The organism is Flavobacteriaceae bacterium (genome assembly GCA_014075215.1).
In the GTDB taxonomy this organism is placed as follows: Bacteria; Bacteroidota; Bacteroidia; order Flavobacteriales; family Flavobacteriaceae; genus Polaribacter.
In genome coordinates, this window is sequence record CP046177.1 from 365,254 (window position 1) to 386,712 (window position 21,459).

The 21,459-nt window shown below is 33.3% G+C and carries 17 protein-coding genes and 3 pseudogenes; 14 read left to right on the forward strand and 6 right to left on the reverse strand.

Annotated features, from left to right (window positions below; all coding sequences use genetic code 11):
* Positions 1-20: 20 nt before the first annotated feature.
* A complete protein-coding gene (serS, locus tag GKR88_01935; protein ID QMU63154.1) occupies positions 21-1,295 on the forward strand; it encodes a serine--tRNA ligase in 1,275 nt (424 codons plus the stop codon).
* A 265-nt stretch (positions 1,296-1,560) separates the two neighbouring features.
* Positions 1,561-3,333, forward strand: coding sequence for a tetratricopeptide repeat protein (locus GKR88_01940; protein QMU63155.1), 1,773 nt, complete (start codon positions 1,561-1,563; stop codon positions 3,331-3,333).
* Positions 3,334-3,460: 127 nt separating this feature from the next.
* Here GKR88_01940 and GKR88_01945 read toward each other — a convergent pair whose 3' ends face one another.
* The gene (locus GKR88_01945; GenBank protein ID QMU63156.1) at positions 3,461-4,339 is read right to left on the reverse strand and encodes an IS982 family transposase; all 879 of its coding nucleotides are present in this window, start codon (positions 4,337-4,339) and stop codon (positions 3,461-3,463) included.
* Between the two features lie 84 nt (positions 4,340-4,423).
* Between GKR88_01945 and GKR88_01950 the strand changes: the two genes are divergently transcribed.
* From GKR88_01950 to GKR88_01965, 4 genes are all read left to right on the forward strand, one after another.
* Positions 4,424-4,624, forward strand: coding sequence for a DUF4286 family protein (locus GKR88_01950; GenBank protein QMU63157.1), 201 nt, complete (start codon positions 4,424-4,426; stop codon positions 4,622-4,624).
* A complete protein-coding gene (locus GKR88_01955) occupies positions 4,624-4,782 on the forward strand; it encodes a hypothetical protein (GenBank protein QMU63158.1) in 159 nt (52 codons plus the stop codon). Before GKR88_01950 ends, GKR88_01955 begins: the two co-directional genes overlap by 1 nt.
* A 44-nt stretch (positions 4,783-4,826) precedes the next feature.
* Positions 4,827-5,219, forward strand: coding sequence for a hypothetical protein (locus GKR88_01960; GenBank protein ID QMU63159.1), 393 nt, complete (start codon positions 4,827-4,829; stop codon positions 5,217-5,219).
* A gap of 168 nt (positions 5,220-5,387) precedes the next feature.
* On the forward strand, positions 5,388-5,786 hold the full coding sequence (locus tag GKR88_01965; protein ID QMU63160.1) for a DoxX family protein: 399 nt from the start codon (positions 5,388-5,390) through the stop codon (positions 5,784-5,786).
* A gap of 328 nt (positions 5,787-6,114) precedes the next feature.
* Here the strand turns inward: GKR88_01965 and GKR88_01970 are convergent, their stop codons facing one another.
* The 5 genes and pseudogenes from GKR88_01970 to GKR88_01990 all read right to left on the reverse strand — a co-directional run bounded on the left by GKR88_01970 (position 6,115) and on the right by GKR88_01990 (position 13,265).
* Entirely contained in the window at positions 6,115-6,969 is an 855-nt protein-coding gene (locus GKR88_01970; protein QMU63161.1) for a methyltransferase domain-containing protein, read from the reverse strand.
* A 42-nt stretch (positions 6,970-7,011) separates the two neighbouring features.
* Positions 7,012-7,425, reverse strand: a pseudogene (tnpA, locus tag GKR88_01975) (IS200/IS605 family transposase).
* A gap of 132 nt (positions 7,426-7,557) precedes the next feature.
* Positions 7,558-9,435, reverse strand: a complete 1,878-nt coding sequence (gene mnmG / locus GKR88_01980; protein ID QMU63162.1) for a tRNA uridine-5-carboxymethylaminomethyl(34) synthesis enzyme MnmG — start codon at positions 9,433-9,435, stop codon at positions 7,558-7,560.
* Positions 9,436-9,467: 32 nt separating this feature from the next.
* The gene (gene ybeY / locus GKR88_01985) at positions 9,468-9,890 is read right to left on the reverse strand and encodes an rRNA maturation RNase YbeY (protein ID QMU63163.1); all 423 of its coding nucleotides are present in this window, start codon (positions 9,888-9,890) and stop codon (positions 9,468-9,470) included.
* A 93-nt stretch (positions 9,891-9,983) separates the two neighbouring features.
* Complete coding sequence (locus GKR88_01990) at positions 9,984-13,265, reverse strand: hypothetical protein (GenBank protein QMU63164.1); 3,282 nt, start codon at positions 13,263-13,265, stop codon at positions 9,984-9,986.
* A 507-nt stretch (positions 13,266-13,772) separates the two neighbouring features.
* On the opposite strand from GKR88_01990, the gene GKR88_01995 reads away from it, so the two are divergent.
* From GKR88_01995 to GKR88_02030, 8 genes and pseudogenes are all read left to right on the forward strand, one after another.
* Complete coding sequence (locus tag GKR88_01995; protein QMU63165.1) at positions 13,773-14,609, forward strand: hypothetical protein; 837 nt, start codon at positions 13,773-13,775, stop codon at positions 14,607-14,609.
* 201 nt (positions 14,610-14,810) lie between these two features.
* Positions 14,811-15,554, forward strand: coding sequence for a hypothetical protein (locus GKR88_02000; protein ID QMU63166.1), 744 nt, complete (start codon positions 14,811-14,813; stop codon positions 15,552-15,554).
* A 304-nt stretch (positions 15,555-15,858) separates the two neighbouring features.
* Positions 15,859-16,335: a T9SS type A sorting domain-containing protein gene (locus tag GKR88_02005; protein ID QMU63167.1), complete on the forward strand. Its 477-nt coding sequence runs from the start codon at positions 15,859-15,861 to the stop codon at positions 16,333-16,335.
* A 40-nt stretch (positions 16,336-16,375) separates the two neighbouring features.
* The gene (locus tag GKR88_02010; protein QMU63168.1) at positions 16,376-17,659 is read left to right on the forward strand and encodes a hypothetical protein; all 1,284 of its coding nucleotides are present in this window, start codon (positions 16,376-16,378) and stop codon (positions 17,657-17,659) included.
* 457 nt (positions 17,660-18,116) lie between these two features.
* Positions 18,117-18,494 (forward strand): hypothetical protein, encoded by a 378-nt coding sequence (locus GKR88_02015; protein QMU63169.1) that lies wholly within the window; start codon positions 18,117-18,119, stop codon positions 18,492-18,494.
* Positions 18,494-19,233: pseudogene (locus GKR88_02020) on the forward strand (hypothetical protein). The gene GKR88_02015 and the pseudogene GKR88_02020 overlap by 1 nt, the downstream one beginning before the upstream one ends.
* Positions 19,221-19,967: a methyltransferase domain-containing protein gene (locus tag GKR88_02025; protein QMU63170.1), complete on the forward strand. Its 747-nt coding sequence runs from the start codon at positions 19,221-19,223 to the stop codon at positions 19,965-19,967. The pseudogene GKR88_02020 and the gene GKR88_02025 overlap by 13 nt, the downstream one beginning before the upstream one ends.
* 201 nt (positions 19,968-20,168) lie before the next feature.
* A pseudogene (locus GKR88_02030) lies at positions 20,169-21,349 on the forward strand (IS3 family transposase).
* Positions 21,350-21,459 lie beyond the last annotated feature (110 nt).

Below are 21,459 nucleotides of genomic sequence, written 5' to 3' on the forward strand. Positions count from 1 at the left end.
ACGAGCATAAATTTTGAAGCATGTTACAGGTTCCATTCATTAGAAATAACAAGCAAAAAATACTAGACGGACTGACTAAAAGAAATTTTCAAAGCAGCCGGAAACTAATAGAAGATGTACTATCTTTAGATAAAAAAAGAAGAGCTACTCAAGTTTCTTTAGATGCCGTATTGGCCGAATCTAATAAGCTATCTAAAGAAATTGGTGTTTTGTTTAAAAAAGGTGAGGCCCAAAAAGCAAACTTAGTCAAAGAAAAAACGAGTCAACTAAAAGAACAGTCCAAAGCTTTGTCTGAAGAATTAAATGCTATTGCAAAGGAGCTTCGAGAAATTCTTTTTCAAATTCCAAATGTTCCTCATGCTTCTGTTCCTGTTGGCAACTCCGAAGAACATAATGAAGTGGTTTTTGAAGAAGGAGACATTCCGAAACTGTCGAAAAATGCACTCCCTCACTGGGAATTAGCCAAGAAATATGACATCATAGATTTTGAACTTGGAACAAAGATATCAGGCGCAGGGTTTCCCGTTTATAAAGGAAAAGGAGCACAGCTGCAACGAGCTTTGATCAGTTATTTTTTAGCTAAAAATACAGCTGCCGGATATACCGAATATCAGGTTCCTCATATGGTAAATGAAGCTTCCGGTTTTGGAACAGGCCAACTGCCTGACAAAGAAGGACAGATGTATCATATAACCGAAGATGATTTATATTTGATTCCTACGGCGGAAGTTCCTATCACCAATATGTTTAGAGGAGATCTGTTTTTGGAAAGCGATTTTCCGATCATGTGTACGGGTTACTCTCCTTGTTTTAGGCGCGAAGCCGGTTCTTACGGAGCACATGTAAGAGGTTTAAACAGGTTACACCAATTTGATAAGGTAGAAATTGTACGTATAGAACATCCTGATGCTTCTTATAAGGCTTTGGACAATATGGTAGCGCATATTAAAACCATTTTAGGCGAACTAAAACTCCCATATCGAATGCTCCGTTTATGTGGCGGAGATATTGGTTTTACAGCTGCATTAACCTTTGATTTTGAGCTTTTTTCTACGGCTCAGGATCGATGGCTGGAAATTAGCTCCGTATCTAATTTCGAAACGTTTCAAGCAAACAGGTTAAAATTGAGATTTAAAAATAAAGAAGGTAAGAGTCAGTTGGCGCACACCTTAAACGGAAGTGCATTGGCTTTGCCAAGGGTACTGGCCGGGATATTAGAAAATTACCAAACGGATGCAGGAATTAACATCCCGGAAGTATTGGTTCCTTATACCGGTTTTCATGTAATTGACTAATTGGCAATAACAGCAGTCATTAGCCTCTTGTACTTATTCATTTCTAACAGTGCATTAAAATAAGCACTTATCTGACCGTTTTTCATGAACTTTATCGAGTTCATCTTTGCACTCTCGTATTGTTTGGTTAAATCTTTCATTTTTTTATTGATTGGTTACTGTACTACTAAAGACAAATTCTATGCCAAAATGTTACATGAAGTCCCCCAAATCCTATTCGGTTTAATATAATTTTAACACTAATCTTGATTATCTTTGACTTCTTATGAGGTTTTATTTTTTTATTATTTTTCTGCTTATCAACGGTTTGTGTTATTCGCAAAACGATTTTTATCTGGCTGAAAATTATTTTAGGGAAAGCGAATATGAAAAAGCAATTCAGATTTATAAAAAACTGGCACAAAAAAATAAGTATAGTCCTGTTTATTTAAAAAGGCTAGTTACCTGCTATCAGGAAATCGAAAAATTTGATTTGGCCGAAAAAGCATTGCATGAAGAACTGCGCAATAATCCATCATTGTATTACCTGCATGTAGAAATTGGTTACAATTTAGAACGCCAACAAAAAAAAGAAGCCGCAAAAAAACACTATTCACTGGCCTTGTCAGGGATAGAAAAGAATCCTGTTTTTGGTGAGCTTACCGGACGTTTATATCAAGAGAACAACTTGCTCGATCTGGCCATTGAAGCGTACAAAAAAACAATGACATTTAATACTGCTTCTAATTTTAATTTTCAGATTGCACAAATTTATGGCGAAAAAGGAGATTTTGAAAAAATGTTCAATTGCTATTTTGATTTAATAGATAGTAAAAAAAGTTATATATCCCTTGCAAAACAGTATATCAGTAAGTACATATCTGAAAATCCTTTAGATAAAAATAATGTGTTGTTTAAAAGAACCTTATTAAAAAGGTCTGTCAGCAATCCAAAAAATACATGGAATGAGTTACTAAGTTGGTTGTTTACAAAGCAAAAGGAATACCGCAAAGCACTCATTCAGGAAAAAGCGCTTTTTAAGAGGAATCCGGATTACTTATCTAATATTAACACTTTGGGTACAACAGCCTTTGAGAATAAAGATTATGATGCTGCAAAAGAATGTTTTCAATACATCTTGTCGAATACACAGAATATAGATGAAAAATTATTCGCCCATTTATATGATTTAAAATCTGCCGTAGCGCTGAATAATAAAAATGCTGAGTTTCTTTTTGATAAGGTTTTAAATACCTATGGACGTACTTCCCTGACACTCCCTATCCAGGTAGCGTATGCTGATTATCTCACATTTAAAAAAAATGAACCTGTAAGGGCTCAAAAAATTTTAGAAAAAGCACTTACTTTAAGTAGCTCAAAATTCGAAAAGGCCAGCATGCAATTGAAGCTTGGTGATGTACTGGTTTTTATGGGGAAGTACAATAAAGCATTAATCTGTTTTTCTCAAATTCAAACACGATTAAAAAACCACCCGTTAGCTCAGGATGCCAGGTTTAAAGTAGCACAAACTTCTTATTTTAAAGGGGATTTTACATGGGCAATGGCACAATTAAAAGTTTTAAAAGGATCAACCTCACAGCTTATTGCCAACGATGCGGTTCATTTATTTTTAACCATTTCGGATAACGAACCTAAAGATTCTATTCCAGCAGGTTTAAAATCGTATGCGAATGCTGATTTACTGGCATTTCAAAATAAAAATACGGAAGCCTTAGCTATGCTTTCGGATATCATAAAAAAGTACAAAGGGCAACCCATTGAAGACGATGCGCTATTTAAACAAGCAGCCATTTATACAAAAGAGAGGCAATTTGAGAATGCCATTGCAAACTATCTTAAAATAATTGAGTTGGACAAACAAGGGGTTTTGGTTGATGATGCCCTTTATGAGCTTGCTGAAGTTTATCATTATAACCTAAACGACCCAAAAAAAGCTTCGGAATACTATCAAAAAATTATTTTTGATTTTGGCTCAAGCATCTATTTAGTCGATGCCAGAAAGAAATACAGAATGCTTAGGGGAGATATTGTGAATTAATTTACCAATGTACTAATTTACCAGTTTTTCAATGAACCAATTTACTAGTGTACCAATGTACCGGTTTACTAATTTACCAATGCACTAATGAAACAATGATACGGTATGAATTAACCCGTTGTGCATTTTAAATAATGCTGATTTTAATGTTGTTGATATTTCTATTAAAGATAAATTTGTTGATGTATTGAATTACAGTTAAAGCAGTTATCTTAGATATTATTCTTGTTTTAAATCCTTCAAAAGTTTTAGCATAGTTTCTTCGAATCATAAACTGGTCATATAATTGTGAGAACAAAGTTTCTATACGTTTTCTAGATTTTCTAAAAATATAAGCTTGTTTCTTATACTGATTTTGATTATTTCTCATTGGTGTATTTAATTTAATATCATAGGTTTCAAATAAATTAAGTTGAACTTCTGCGGATAAATATCCTCTATCACCAATTAAAGTAGCGCTTTTAATCTGCATTTTAACCGCTTTAAGATAATTGATATCATCTACAGATGCTGGACTAAAATCGATACTCTGAAAAACACCGCTCACAGAACAAATTGCGTGCAACTTATACCCGTAATAATTAGTACCTTGAGATGCACAATAACCTTTGTCTGGAAAGGTATGCATTGTTTCTTTGCAGATTTTAGAACGATAACTTCTTGATAATTTGCAAACTTCCAAAGGCATACTGTCAACGATAAAATAATTCTCAAATTCATTAAAGTAGGAAGCTAATTTTAATCGAATACTGTCCAAATGATCTAATAATCTACGCCTTCTTTTGTTATAAACACTTCGTTCTATTTTCTGGTAAATTGCAATTGGGAGTTTCCTAAACAAATCATTCTCGCTATCAATTCCCATAAATTCTACCGTTAAACTTAAACTGATGAGTTCTAAATCACTAAGTTTAGGTTCACGCCTTTGATAAATTAAAAGTTGTTCTTTTGATATTTTTCTTAATACTTCCAATATTCTTTCGTAATTTGCATTTAAGTTGTTCATTATAAATGATTTGTGATTAAATCAATTTACTGATTTTCAGTAAGATGAACAACCTTTTTTGTCCTAAATCATAATGCACAACGGGTGTATATATATAACGTAACCATAAATATCGATGAAACGATACATCAAGAATGGCTGGTTTGGATAGAAAACCATATCCGGGAAATGCTGGCAACAGGTCGGTTTTTATCTGCAAGGCTAATACAGGTATTGGTAGAAGAAGAGACGGGAGGAGTAACGTATTCTATACAATACACTGCTGATAGCAGAAAATCTTTTTAATGTATGATAGAATTGAATTAGTTGCTTTTAGAAATCATATCAGACAGAATTTGAGCTTAAGAGGAACAGGGGTTAATGCATTTCAGCTACCGGCTCCAGGGGCTTGGAAACAAGCAAAAACATTTGGAAACCCAAATAAAACAACGTGCAGACATTAACGAATAAAACCATATGGTTGATTTTATCTATAAAAATTTCAATCATGAAATATTCAATGTATCTATTATTTTTACTGTTGACAAATTGTTCTTCACAGAAAGAAATACAGGAAAATGCATTTCTTTATTACGGTAAAACAGCATGTTTGGGGACATGTCCTGTTTATGATTTATATATTTATGATAGCGGAAAAATAATTTATGAAGGCATTAAAAATGTAAAAAGAAAAGGAAAATATGTTTTAAAAATTTCAAAATATAAGATTAAAAACGACCTAAAACCCGTCAGAGATTTGCCAAGTACAGTTATAAGCTACAGGGGCAAAAGAATTCGTTCCTCATATTTAGTTAGTCTTTCATTTTTGGTTGATTTTAAAAGCTCTTACATTTTTTGTTTGAGCTTTTATTTTTATATTATGAGACCTTTGCAGCATTGATTTGGCAAAAAAGTTCGACACCCGAAGAAAATTATGAACCGGAATAACCTGTTGATTTTGAGGGTTTAAAATTTTCGAGAAGGAAGAAATTTGAAGCCAAATCAATTCATATACGGAATATATCACTATTTTGCAAAGGTCTCATTATATTTGAAAAACGATAGCCTTATGAATTTTCTTTTAGATTACCTCGTTGAAGTTTTAATCTTATTCTTTTTAATTGTTACTTTCTCACAATCCGGGATCGATAAAATAATGGATTGGAAAGGGAATTTAAATTTTATAAAAGATCATTTTAAAAACTCTCCCATAAAAAATACTGTTCCTTTTTTGCTTGGTGTTATTTTGGTTTTAGAAATTGTTGCCAGTGTATTTATGATTTTTGGAATCTATCAAATCATTATAAGTGGAGCTAAGGAAGCTGCTTTATACGGAATAGCATTATCCGCTTTGACATTAATTTTTTTGTTAATCGGTCAAAGACTTGCCAAAGATTATCCGGGAGCTATGACTTTGGCGGTCTATTTTATCATTACCATTTTAGGGGTATTTTTACTGTCTAACTAAAAAATAGGTTTTTATTATTATAAATGGGTTTTTTATAATAAAACCTTATTGAAGTTTGCTTTGTAATTTGGTTTTTAAACTCTAAAAAAACCTTAGCAGGGGAATATAAACACCTCTTTCATTTAAAAGTGCCTTAAAACACATTATAATCGATTTGGTTTAAAATAGCTGTAATAAAACACTCTTTTTACTTCTACCGGGGCGGTATATTAGAAAATCCTTTACAGTTGGAAAAATTTCAAGTTGAAAATTTGTTTGAAAGGTTCTAAGTAATTTCATATAAGCTTTTACACTTTCCTGCTTTCAAACTTTTCAACTTTAAACACCATTATTGTTTTTTTATCACATATATAATAGAAGAATATTCAGAATTCTTTCTAGCTTTTCTATTTGATTTCCAACCATTCAAAAGTGCTTTAAACAGGTTTTGTTTATTTGTTTTATTTTTCTCACTCAGAAGCGAAACATAATAAGAATCAAATTTTAAAGGATATGTTTTAACAATTTTCATCTTTACTTTTTTAAAAAGTTGTTCAATTCCTTTTTGAGAAAAATGCCACAAATGCCTGGGTACATCATATGCTGCCCAATATTCTTTATAATAATGGGCATCATAACTTTTAAAGTTAGGTACAGCAATGAATAAAATCCCTTCATTTGAAACTATTTGAGAAAGGGTTTCAATGTACTCACTAAGGTTAGGAACGTGCTCTAGAACATGCCACATAGTAACCACGTCAAAGATCTCTTTTTGACACGAATGAATGGTTTCTTTCAGATAAACTCCTTTTTTTTCAGCTAATTTTCTCGCTTCAAAATTAGGTTCAATACCAAAGACATTCCAGCCTTTCGACTTAAAAAAATGTAAAAAATCTCCTGTCCCGGCTCCGATATCCAATATCTTGTTTTGGGTATGAAATCCTTTTATGAGATTGTATTTTTTCTTAATAGAGATTTTTTTTATGATTTGATAAAGATAATCAATCAGTTTTTTTTTAGAATCCGTATGAGAAGTATATGCTTTGCTATTATAGTACTTGTTAAGATTCAAAGGAACCGGTGAAGTGACTAATATATCATATTTATTAGAGATCATTACTTCATAGGTTTCGTTAGAAACCAAATAATCTTTACAATTTAAGTATGGGGTTAAGCCATAGTGAAATTCACTTTTTTTTGTCATATTTTTCTAAATGAACTACTCCGACACAGAGCGATCGAGGTGTCAAAATAGTGTTAGTTGATTTGTGTGTATTTTTTTGTACTCTGTCTTTCTTTGTTACTTGATTCTTTACGTAAGCCTTTATGACTTCCTCATGAGCGTATTGACCAACTGTGTTGGCATAAAACCCTCTTGTCCGGAACTTGCCTCCCCACAATTTTGCTTTTATCTCTGGAAACTTCTTAAACAATTCTTTTGCTGTTATACTTTTCAACATGTTTATCATTTTTGAAACTGAATAATTTGGAACACTCTGAACTAAAAATGAACTTCATAACGCTCGGAAATATCCAAACATATCTGCTTTAATCCTTCTCCTATCTCCTCTGTTATAACTGACTCCCTGTATTTTAAAGGAAAAACCAAATGATACATCAGTAACGTTTTATTATGTCTCTTGAAAATGTGCTCTCCCATTTATCGAAAGTACACTTTTTCAAAGTGTTATGAAAAACTCTCTGTTTTTCAAACTTTTCAGCTTGACCTCGACGCTCTGTGTCGAGGAATTTTTAGATTAAAAGAAATGTTCCATGTGGAACATCTAAAAATTTATCTACCCATATAAACTAATAAAACTGAAATATCACTGGGTGAAACACCACTTATTCGACTAGCTTGAGAGATGGTTGTTGGTCTGATTTTATTTAATTTTTCAACAGCTTCATAGGATAATGATTTTACTTTATGATAATTAAATGTTACAGGAATAGCTATATTTTCTAACCTGTTTAACTTGTTTGCATTGTTCTTTTCTTTTTCTATATAACCGGCATATTTTAAATGGATTTCTACCTGTTCAATAATTTCCTTGTCAATAGTATGTTCTTCTACAAATTCTGACAGCTCTTCTATGTGCATATAGTCTGAAAATGTCAATTGAGGTCTCGAAGCAATTTTGATCAATTTCATAGATTGATTTACCAGTGCTAAGTTTTTTGATGCTAACACAGGGTTAATCGTTTCTTTTGTCACACTAAAATTTTTTAAAAATTCAATCAATAATTTTGTTTTCGCAATTTTCGTTTTGACTCTTGCCAATCTCTCATTTGATGCTAAACTGATAGCATTAGATATCGGTGTTAGTCTTATATCTGCATTGTCTTGTCTTAATAATGTCCTGTATTCGGCCCTGGAAGTAAACATTCTATAGGGTTCTTCCGTTCCTTTTGTAATCAAATCATCAATCAAAACACCAATATACGCCTCATTTCTTTTTAAAATAAAGGCTTCTTTACTTTTCACTTTTAATGCCGCATTGATCCCCGCTATTAGTCCTTGTGCAGCTGCTTCTTCATAACCGGTGGTTCCGTTGATTTGTCCTGCAAAAAACAAGTTTTCTATTCGTTTGGTTTCTAAGGTATGCTTCAATTGAGTCGGAGGAAAATAATCATATTCAATTGCATAACCATATCTGAAGAATTTGACATGCTCAAACCCCGGAATGAATCTGATCGCTTTATCCTGAATATCATCCGGCAAAGAAGTAGAGAATCCGTTTACATATATTTCAACTGTATTCCACCCTTCCGGTTCAACAAAAATTTGATGTCGCTCCTTGCTTGCAAAACGGTCTATCTTATCTTCAATAGAAGGGCAATATCTCGGTCCTGTTGACTGTATTTTTCCATTAAACATAGGAGATCTATCAAACCCCTCTTTTAATACATCATGAACGGCTTTATTGGTATATGACAAATAACACAATCGCTGGTTTGTCAATGGTTTTGTTGATGGTAAAAAAGAAAATTTTTCCGGATATTCATCTCCCGGTTGTGCTATCATTTTAGAAAAATCTAACGAACGGCCATCTACTCTGGGAGGTGTTCCGGTTTTCATTCTTCCCGATTCAAACCCCTTACGAATCAAATCTTCGGTAATTCCGGTTGCTGCTTTTTCGCCGGCTCTGCCTCCTCCAAATGTTTTTTCTCCTATATGAATCAAACCATTTAAAAAAGTGCCTGCTGTTACAACAACTGTTTTTGCATATATGGTAAGTCCCAAGCTCGTTTTGACTCCAGCAACCGTATGATTCTCAAAAAGCAATCCGGTAACCGAATCCTGATAAAAATCCATTTTTTTTGTTTGCTCTAACATGGTTCTCCACGTCTCGGCAAACAGCATTCTGTCAGATTGAGCTCTGGGGCTCCACATAGCAGGGCCTTTTGATTTATTCAGCATTTTAAACTGTATCGCTGATTTGTCCGTAACTATGGCACTATAGCCTCCCAAAGCATCAATTTCCCGTAAAATTTGACCCTTTGCAATTCCTCCCATAGCAGGGTTGCAGCTCATTTGAGCTATATGTTGTAAGTTCATTGTAATCAACAACGTTTTCATCCCTAAATTGGCAGCAGCAGCAGCAGCCTCGCTTCCTGCGTGTCCTCCTCCTACAATAATAACATCATATGTTGTGCTAGATAAACTCATAATATGTGTTTCACGTGAAACATTATATTAAATTACTGATTATCAGTAGGTAATGATTTCAATGCTTCGTTTTCTTTTCCTCTCATTGCTTGAATATCTTTATCCTCTTTGTCGTTATACCTCATAAAGTGTAACATTCCATGTATCAATACTCGTTGTAGCTCTTCTTCAAAAGAAATCCGGTATGTTCGGGCATTTTCAGCAACTCTTTCAGTCGATATAAAAATATCTCCCGAAATAATACGGCCTTCCGTGTTGTCAAAACTAATAATATCTGTTAGCGTATCGTGCTTCAAATATTGAATATTTAGTTTATGCAGGTAATCATCATCGCAAAAAATATAATTGACATACTCAACTTCAAACCCATCATTTCGTGCTACAGAAAGAATCCAATCAAAAATAACTTCTTCATTATCCAGTAAAAAATCATTTATATAATTAAATATAATCATTGTTGTTCAGTACCAATATATCATATACTTTGTATAATAGCAATACACTATTCATTAAATAGTTCGTATATTAAACAAAACCTTGCTGCTATTTTAATTTTTTTTAAAATACGTATGTACTTTCTCTTTATATTTCTGTCGCAAAGGTAATGATTGTCTGTTTAATATTTCTGTTTGGTTATAAAACTCTTTTTTTAGGATAAGCTCTCTTATTCTTTTTTTGGTTGCGTCATTTTTATTTGCCCCGGATGTCCTCTTTTTTTCAAAGCCTTGTTCCGCTAATGCTTTTTCTAATTTCAATAATTGATATTCGAGTTTTTTCATTTTTCTCAAAGTAGCGGCATTAAACCCCTTTTCCAAAATTTCATTTTCTAATGCTTCCATCGTTTTTAATAGGGCTTTAGCCGCCTCGCTCTTATTTCCTCCTTCTTTTAATGCATTTTGTAATTGTTCTCTAAGTTGAGATTGTTCCTTGTATATTTGATATAATTCTTCATGTATTTGTTCATCACCATTTCCCCTTCCCTTTTGTTTTCCTTTTTCTCCTTTTTTGTCAGGTTTTTCTCCTCCTTTCTTTTCACCTTTCTTTGTTCCTTTTTCCATCTTTTTTGATAATCCCTGTTGTTTTTGAATAAGATCCGGTAAACTAAAAGATGTTCCGCTTTTTCCTTTACCCGGAAATGAAATACTATTTTGCATACTGTTTAAAAGGTTACTCAAAAAATCTGCAAGATTATTTGCGGCAGTCATTACATAACGTTGATTGGAAAGACCTTTAGTAAATTTTCGCTCCGTAAAATTTTCCAAAGACTGAGCCAAATTATAATGTGCCGCAGATAAATCATCCTGAATTTTAGTCGATATCCTCGGCATACGCATACTTAACGCATATAGACTATCGTCAATATGCTCAAAATAAGTTTTTATTTCATTTTGCTTTCTTAGATTTTTACCAAATTCAGGGTGATCGGAAGAGATATTACCAAACGTATTCATTAAGTTTTCCTGTTCAAAAGAAAAAACAATTACATTTTCTAAAATTTTTCTTAAATCTTCTATATTTTCATCTATCATTTGAGACTGCATATCTAACAAAGATTGTTGCATTTTACGACTCATTTCTTTCATTTTTTTAGCCGCCTTTTTCTGGCTTCTTTTGGCTGCTTTATTTCTTTTTCCCGCTAAGTTGTCTGATGCTTTATTGATCTCTTTATCAATCTCCTCCTGTTCTTCTCCTGTTTCAGGTATGGCCATAGGATTTTTTAATTTCTCATTTTCTTTAGAGAGTTCTTCTAATTCTCTTTCCAATTCTTTAAAATCATTACTGATGCCTTTTTGTTGCTGATTTGCATTCGGGCCTTTATTTTGAATGGTGTCTTGTTTTATAGAAAGTTTGTCTAACTTATTTGCAATTTGCATTATTTTTTGTTCCACATAAAACCTTTTCGTAAGTTCTACTATTCGTTCCAGACTCTTTTCCTGCTGTTTGTTTTGCTGTGTAAGTTCTTTTACTTTATTAATCAACTCTTCTTTGTTGAGTTTTTTGGCCAGCTGTTCCAATTCGTCTAACAGTTTTTGTTGTTTCTCTAATTTTCTCAGTTCCTCTATTCGTTTTTTAAGTGCGTCCTTTTTATCTTGTAACAATTCATTGTTTTCCGGTTTCTCCTCTAAATTTTTCTCCATTCTGTCCGTTAAGCGCTCCATCATTTCTCTGTAATTTCCTTGTCTTTTGATGTAATTGTCAATTGTTTTTTTATCATTCCAATTAAGTCCTTTTTGATTTTTTAATTTCTTTTCAATGGCATCTAATTCTTTCTGATCTTCTTTCCGTTTTCGAATAGATTGCTCAATGATTTTGATATGATCTTTCTGTTCTTCCAACAGTTCTTCTTCCTCTTCAATGGTTGTTTTCTTCCTAAAAAAAAACGTCTTACTTCTGGTTTTTTTAGAGCCGTTTACACCGTCATTGTCAAACACTTCAAAATAAAGCTCATAAGCAATTCCTTTATCTGTCATAGAGTTATCCGGCAATTCATAAAAAAAAGTTTGGAGTGTATTTTTGTCAATAGAAATGTCATGAATAAATTTATTTTCCGGATCAGATTGTTTATAAAAAACCATTTGCAGACACTCTAATCCATAATCATCTGAAATTTGTCCGGCAAAAAAACGTTGATTCTCGGAAATGGAATCCGATACGGGCGCTACTGTAATTTGTGGAAACTGATCTTTTATAACATCAATGGAAAATCCTAATTTCTCATACTCCGAAAGATTATTATTTGAGGATACTATTTGATAATGTAATGGTTTTTTAATTTGCTTTTTATACCTGAATTGTTGATCGCTTACTTTTGTAAAAGTATCTTTTTTTGAGCCCGTAATAAAAGTCAATTCCTCAGTTTCAGTTGTTTCAATTTTCCAAATTAAATGTGTTCCTTCGGGCACAGCAATATTTGTAATATTTTGAGTTGTATTGTTTTTCTTCCGAATATATTTCGGGTACAAAAAACCCATTTCAATATTTCGGATAACCGGAACTTTGATTACATGAACCTTATATTCTCCGGACTGAATTGTTTGAGAGGAAACATAAAAAGTAAACGATTCCTGCAAATTGGAAAAAGTAAACGAAAAATTGCCCTGACCATTTGTATCTAAAAAATAGTCTTGATTAGAAAAGTAAATTTTTGCTTCGAGGGGAACAACAGATCCGACGGTATTGAAATTTACGGTTATTGACTTTCCTTGTATTACATTCAGGTGGGTATTTACTAACTGAAAAGAAAAAGGTGCAGGAGGTAAATATTCCGTATTAAAATTAACTACTCTGGAAAAACTATCCGACAAGCCCTTGTGAGTTCCTGAAAAAAAGGAAATAACCCAAATCAATAAGGGAATTAAAATATACACAAGATATTTTCTATTCTTACGAAAGTTAACAGCATTAGAAAAAGGAATCGGTCTTAGCTCCTTTGACTTCTGATCAATACCAGCGACTAATAAATCTGTCTGGTCATTGTGCTCCTTTAACTGTAAAATATTCAACAATTTATCTTGCACTTCAGGAAAATGATTTCCTATAATTTTAGAAGATTCTTCATAAGAAATTCCGCTTTGTATTCCCGTTAACTTAAATAGAGAGAGCAAAATGAATCTGAATAATAAAAACAATTCAATAGCCACAAAACTCCAAAACAAAACAACTCTTGAAGAGGGGGTTAACCAAAGAAAATATTCGAGATAAAGGACACAAAAAACAAAAATAAACCCGAGAACCAAAAATAAAATAGATCCTTTTACCAATTGATTTATATAAAACTTCCGATAAAAACCTCTTAACTTTGCTTCTATGGTATATTCCTTTTTTTCCATCAATTATAAAAATAAATATTCTACATACTCAATATAGTAACAATCTGTTAAAAATTATGTAAAAGGTTTTGTTTTTGTTAAGTTTGTAAGACTCTTTATAAAAATGTTATTAACTTATTGAGACCTTTGCAAAATAATGATAAATGTAAAGAATATTTGAAGAACATATTATTTCTACCTCTGCAAAAGTATTTACAGACAAATGGCGTGGCTATACCTCTATAAAAAGATTATGGCATTACACAAATAGAAAGTAATCATGGAAACAACTTTAAAAAACTTCATATCATCATTCATCAGGTAAAATATTGGTTAATAACAGTACCAAAACATGTCAGTAAAAAACATATTCAAAAATACTTTGATGAATTTGCTTATCGTATATCGATCGCAATCTAAAAGTTTCAATATGGCATAACTCTATTGTAAGAATGATAAATTATGAACCAATAACATGGAATCAAATTAAACAGAAACTAAATTAATTACTCAAATAATTTTAATAATATGAAAAATTTTGTCGCTATTTCTTTATTGCTGTGTTTATCTCAAACCTATGGTCAAAGCCCTTGGCCCCAAAAAAAAGGAAAAGCATATACACAATTGTCTTTTACTTTAATTTCCGGGTATGAGGAATTATATGGAAATCCTGACTACACAACAGAGAGGGTTGTTACTGATAATACATTACAGTTTTACGGAGAATATGGTCTGACAGATAAAACTTCTTTGGTTTTAAGTCTTCCTTTCAAATTCATAAAAACAGGAAACCTGACAAATACTAACCTTATTGCTCCTTCGGCACAAGAAGGCTCTAAATCTACTTTGGGAAATATTGAAGCTGGATTAAAACATGTGTTTTTTCAAAAAAAATGGATCATATCAGGACAGTTTAATGTAGAAGCAAATACCGGCAGCTTTGATGGTGTTTCCGGAATACGAACCGGTTATGATGCGTGGAATTTTACCCCATTAATTTTGGCAGGAAGGAGCTATGGAAATACGTATCTGCAAGGTCATTTTGGAGCAAATATCAGAACAAATAACCATAGCAGCAACATAAGAATTGGAGGAGAAATCGGAACTAAAGCTCTTAAAAATATTTGGGTAATTGGCTTTATAGGTATTTCATCTTCTTTAAAAAATGGCGATGTCGTGTTACCTGCCAGTAATCTGGTAAACGGTTTATACGTAAATGATCAGGAATTTGGGGTTCTAGGATTTAAAGCCATCGCCGAATTTTCAAAAAGTTTCGGTGCTAATTTTAGTCTTGGAGGTGCTTTTTTTGGGAATAATGTAGCAAAAACAGCTGCGCTTACATTTGGCTTATATCATAAATTTTAATTTTCCCTAAAAAATCAATTAACACAAAATAATCACTATTAAATGTCACTCTATTTTTAAAGTGTTTTTTATGTTATTTTCAATAAAATACCATTCATCTAAAAAAATAGTGTTTGACCTAAAAAAGAGGTGATGTTGGTCTAAAAGTTGCTTTTCTTACTGTATATCGGGTGTAGGTTTGTTTTCTCAAAATAACAATCAATGAGAACAATTATCATATACACACTGGCAATATTATTAGTTCAACTGGGACGGTCTCAATCGTTTTATGTAGGTTCGGGAGGTATTATCTCGATAAATTCAGGCAATGTACTATATATTGACAACAATGCCACTATCGATGCTTCGGGAACGATTACTGTTAAATCAAGTGCTACTACCAGTGCTTCTTTACTGGTAACCGGTAGTGCAACAGGAAATATTGCCTACAAAAGACATATTAAAGATACAGACTGGCATTTGGTAGCTGCTCCGGTAAGCTCTCAAAGCATCAATGACTTTGTAACCGATACCAGTAATAGTATCAACACAAGCGGTGCCATGTATGCTGTCGCTACCTATAACAATTCAAATACCAGCTCCAATCGTTGGGAGTATTATACTAATGCTCCAGGTGCAGGTAACTTTGTAAACGGAAAAGGTTATTCTACCAACAGAACAGCTATAGGAGACTATACCTTTGAAGGAGCAATGCCCAACTCGGATGTATCGGTATCATTAACCACTTCCAGTGGTAGTTTTTATTGGAGTGCACTGGGAAATCCTTTTCCTTCTTTTTTACCGGCTAACAGCGGTGCAAAAGCAAACAATATCCTTGACCAGAACAGTAGCGTTTTAGACCCGTCTTATACGGCCTTATACTTTTGGAACGGAGTAACCCCTATCAACCTGTTAACAATGCAAGTCCTGCATTACAGATTGCTCCCGGACAGGGTTTTATGGTAAAAGCAAAAGATGATAGTGAAACATTTATTTTTACAAAAGCAATACAAAACCACCAAAGCGGAACAGCTACCTTCTACAGAACAGCAAATACAACTCCAAGTATCGTTGTCAATTTAACGGTACCTTAAATAAACAAACCTCCGTTAAGTATCTTCAAAATGCAACCACCGGACTGAACCCAGGATACGATGCAGGAGCCTATGATAGCGGAAGTACAAACTTCTTTATAAACACACACCTGGTCAGTGATAGCAACGGAGTAGACTTTACCAGGCAATGTTTACCTGACAGTAATTACCAGGCAATGGTAATCCCATTGTCAATCAAGGCCAATGCCAACCAAACGCTTACTTTCAGTACCTCCACTGACAACTTACCACAAGATATAGATGTATATCTGCAAGATGTAACCAATAACACCTTTACAAAAATAAATGGAGAATCCCATCAAATTACCATTAATGAAACACTCTCAGGTATTGGAAGGTTCTATATACATACCTCTGCAGGAGAGGTTCTCAACGTAGAAGATAATACTGTAGTGTCCAATCAGGTAAGTATATATATGTCAGCTACCAATAGATTAACAATTACCGGACTGAGTCAAGGTACTGCTAAACTTAACATGTATTCAATCTTAGGAAAAAAGGTCTTACAAACTTCTTTTGAACAAAGTCCTACTCAACATATAACCATCCCCGAAACTATCAAAACAGGAGTATACCTGATTGATTTAAAAACATCATCAGGGAATCTACGAAAGAAAATAATCCTCGAATAAACAGATTTAAAATAAATAATAACACATAAAATAGATCATCATGAAAAAAATAATCGTAACTTTTACAGGAATTGCTCTCAATATTGCAACTCACGCACAGATTGGGGTACGAACAATGTCTCCGGCTTCTGCTGCTATGGATATAAGCAGTACCTCTAAAGGCTTCTTACTACCAAGAATGACAAAAACTCAAATAGATGCCATTGCATCTCCTGCCGAAGGACTTATTGTATATTGTACGAATTGCAATGCAAAAGGACTTTACCTTAACAATGGAAGTGAGTTTATAAATCTAATAAATGGTGCAAATATTTCTGCTCACAGTGTGGCTTCTATTGTCGCTGCATCTGATAATCCTGCAAATGGCAATCCGAGTATAGCTGATCTGACCAGTGTGGGTTTAACAAACCTGATAGCAACAAACCTCTCGGGTTATGAAGTAGCTATTGATGCACCTACTCCTGCTCCTACAACACTTGCGGAGCTACAAACCATTATTAATAATATAAACGCAAGTGATGCTGTTTTAGCTCAAATCGGTAGTGATGCGGATAGCGCTACTCAAAACTCAACAGTAACCATAGCACAACTAAATCAGATTATACCTGCTTTGACAGCAATAAATGATGCCAATGAAACAGCATATAGAAATTATATTGATGCCAATCCCAACAGCTTCTCCAGTCCTGCAACACAGGCAGAAGTACAGGCAATGATATTTTTAGTGAACACTCCAACAGTTGTCGGAGCCGGAGGTGCCATTTTTATGGACCGAAATTTAGGGGCTACTCAGGTTGCTACAAGTTCCGATGACAGTAATGCTTACGGAGATTTGTATCAGTGGGGTAGAAATACCGACGGACATCAGTTCAGAACGAGTAGTATAACTGCCGGACCTGTAGCCAGCGGTAATGAAGGTTCTGTTTTTATACTAAATGGTTCATATCCTTACGACTGGTTAAGTACACGTGATGATACACGTTGGAATGGCGCTACCAAAGGATCACATGACCCGTGTCCCGACGGTTTTAGAGTTCCTACCGAAGCAGAATGGCAAACAGAATTTGCGGCGTGGACTACCAATAATGCTGCAGGTGCTTTTAACAGCCCCTTAAAATTAACTACCGCAGGAGATCGTCATCACTGGCATCCTGGTATTGGAGTTGAAAATCTTCATTATGGTTTCTATTGGTCAAGTACAGCTAGTTTTAACTCAGGTGCAACTGCTAGTCTATTACAGTTCAATTCAAGTAGTGTAGTCATTAATAGTAATTACCGAAGAAGCTATGGTATGTCCGTACGGTGTATCTATGATCCAAATTAAGAAGATATATCTTGGCATCTAAAGTGTGCATTAGCATACTCCAAAAACTCAAATCGAGTAGGAAGATAGGGATTATTTCCCTATCTGTCCTCTCACACCACCCGGTATACGGTTCCGTACTGGTCGATTCCTTAAGTTTTAACTCTGACCTTTTGGTAATAATCCAGCATAAATAGGTAGCCTGCTTGTCTAAGTCGGTCTGTGGTAATAGTAGTGGCAAGTATAAAGCTGTTAGCTGTATGCCAATAACTCTTCCTTGTGTGTGTTTTTAAATCTTTTCGTCATGAACATATATTTAAGGAAAATAATGGTCAAACTTCAATGATAGATATCTTTGATTATAAATCCCCTTATGGAATACTAGGAAAATTTATTGATGCAATATTTTTAAAAGATACATGAAAGTATTTTTAATCAAACGAAACGGAGCAATAAAAATAAAGGCTGAGGCAAATCAATGAAACATGTATCTTTTATTACGTATCTAATTGCTCTGATTTGGCTTGCCAATGGATTACTATACAAAGTTTTAAACCTTGTTCCAAGACATCAGGAAATTGTCAGCAGAATTTTAGGTGATGAACATGCCGTGCTGTTCACAAAATTAATAGGCTTTTCTGAAATCATTATGGCAGTTTGGATTGTAAGCCGTTTTTGTTCAAGAATAAATGCAATAGTACAGATTATCATAATAGTAACTATGAATATTTTAGAATTCATTATTGTTCCAGATTTATTGTTATGGGGTAAATGGAATTCAGTTTTTGCATTATTATTTATTTTGTTGATTTATTACAACGAGTTTATTTTCAAGTCAAAACCTGATAAATCATAATGCTTTCATTTTTTAAAAATCATCCTTTTGCTGTAGAAGCATTTTTTGAAAGTTCTTTAGTGCTGACATTTGCTATCCAAAAAAATGACTTACAACATCTTATTCCTGAATGCTTACAGTTGGAAACATTTAAAGATAAATGGGCATTTATAGCTGTAGCGATGGTTCAAACAAAAAACCTTCGTCCAAAAGGCTTTCCAAAATTTATAGGGAATGATTTTTTCTTAATTGGTTATCGTGCTTTTGTAAACTTTACGAATACCAAAGGCAAAAAATATCGGGGGCTATATATTTTAAAATCTGAAACTGATAAAAAGAAGATGGAGTTCCTAGGAAACATATTCACTCATTATAATTATGGCACAACTGACATTAAGATTACTTCCATTGATAATCATAAACAGATAGAGTCCAACAAGTCAGATTTTAGGATTGTGGTAAGTGAAAATTCTGAAAATATCCCATTGCCAGAAGAATCACCTTTTGCAGACTGGAAGGAAGCTAGAAAGTTTGCTGGCCCATTACCTTTTAATTTACTCATAATGAAGAAAATAAAAAGGTTCTCATTATTCAAGGCGTTAGACAAAACTGGAAACCAAAACCAATAAAGGTAATAGACTACAAAATTTCATTTTTGAAAACTCTTAATCTTAATAGTCCGATATTAGCAAACGCATTTATCATTAATGACATCTCTTATTATTGGAAAAAAGGGAGGTATGAATTATGGGAAAATTAAGAAAACCATTTCAAGGTGTTTGGAATATTATACGCTTTAACTGGCATTTTTATATTATAGCTTTTGTTATAATTTTTGGTTCTTTTTTAGCTATTCCCATTTTAGGTGAGAATTTGCAATTCGTGGGAAAGATATTCATCTTTATTGCATTAATCACAATTCTTGTTTCATTAATTGTATCTTGGTGCATATATGATCTTTCAGGCTTTTATAGATTAGAGTGGTTAAATACTCTTGATATTGAGAAAGAGTCTAAACTTATTAATATTCATGCTGGATTTGATGAAACAAGTAAATTGCTAAAGGAGAAATATCCGAATTGCGAACTACATATTTTTGATTTTTATAATCCTGAAGTTCATACCGAAGTATCGATAAAACGAGCCAGAAAAGCATATCCTTCACTTCCTGAAACTAAATCAATAAAAACCGACAGTTTAGACTTGGCAGATAATTCTGTGGATGTGGTATTTCTTATTTTTTCTGCTCATGAAATTAGAGATTTTAATGAACGATTATTATTTTTCAAGGAATTAAAACGGATATTAAAACCGCCAGGGAAAATGATCGTTACGGAACATTTGAGGGATGTTCCTAATTTCATAGCTTACTCAGCGAGCTTTTTTCACTTTTTCACTTTAAAAAGTTGGTTGAAAATCTTTAATCAGTCAGATTTCAAAATTGAAAAGCAAATTAAGTTCACTCCGTTTGTCAATACTTTTATTTTGAAATAATATGGAACTCCATCTTAAAATAGCAGGTATCTTATTGATTATTTTAGCATTAGTACATGTCATCTTTCCAAGATATTTCAATTGGGGGAAAGAGTTTCGTTCTTTGAGTTTGATAAACAGGCAGATGGTTTATGTGAACTTACTACATTAGCCTGGACATAAAGGAGCGAGATTTAGAGTTAACGTAATTAACTTTGAATTATGAAAAAACAAAAACGTAATTACAGTCCCACATTTAAACAAAAAGCTGTAGAATTAAGTTATGCCCGCGGCAATGTAAAACAGGTTTGCCAGGAATTAGATATTCCTTATTTGGTTCTATTTCGTTGGCGTAGAGAAGAAAAAAAGTATGGCAAAAATAGTTTTCCGGGAAAGGGTAATCCCAAGCAAACAGACGAGGAAAAAGAAATAGCTCGTTTAAAGAAACAATTACCAGATATGGAATTAGAGTGTGATATTCTAAAAAAGGCGATCAGCATCTTTTCAACGAGCGACAGGAAAAATTTAGATTTATAAAAAAGCATAAAATGAAATTTCCTGTTGAAAAGATGTGTCAAATCTTAGGTGTAAGTAAAAGCGGTTATTATAATTGGTTAAGCTCAGGTACTAGTAAATTATGGTTAGAGAACCAAAAGCTGTCCATCGAAATACATGCTATATTTGAAATGAGTCATCACAGTTATCGGTCTCCAAGAATAAAAACAGAATTAGAAGCTTTAGACTATAACGTATCAAAACCACCTGTAGCCCATATTATGAAAGCAAATCATTTGCATGCTGTAAGGACACGTAAATTTAAGGCTACCTCAGATTCAAAACACAATTACCTCATATCGCCTAATTTACTAAATCAAAATTTTAAAGTTAAACGCAAAAATCAAGTATGGGTAAGTGATATTACTTATATCCATACCAAACAGGGCTGGTTGTACTTAACCGTTATTATTGATTTATACCGTCGTAAAATAGTAGGATGGTCTTTAAGCGATAACGTAATCAAAGAAGACACCTTTGTAAAAGCTTGGAATATGGCTGTAGCCAATAATCCTATAACTAAAAAACTCATATTTCACTTTGACAGAGGTAGTCAGTAACCCAGTGAATGTTTTAGAAATATTCTAAAAAACTATAATGGATGAGTTCAGCAATCTATGAGCAGAAAAGGAAATTGCCGGGATAATGCAGGAACAGAATCTTTCTTTAAGTCTTTAAAAGTAGAATGGGTATACAAGCACAATTATCAACAAAAATCTCAAACAGAACTCTCCATTTTTGAATGGATAGAAACTTGGTACAACAAAAAAAGAAGACATTCCTATTTAAACTATAAAACTATTAACGAATTTGAATTAAATATGTATAACCAAAAGTTAGCAGCATAGTCTCTTAAATAATTGCCCTCTTTTTTGTTGCAAATTCAATATCCTTAGCGTATTTTACTGCAGGCACACCGTAAGGATAGGGATGTACTCGTTCAGTATTAATATGTAGC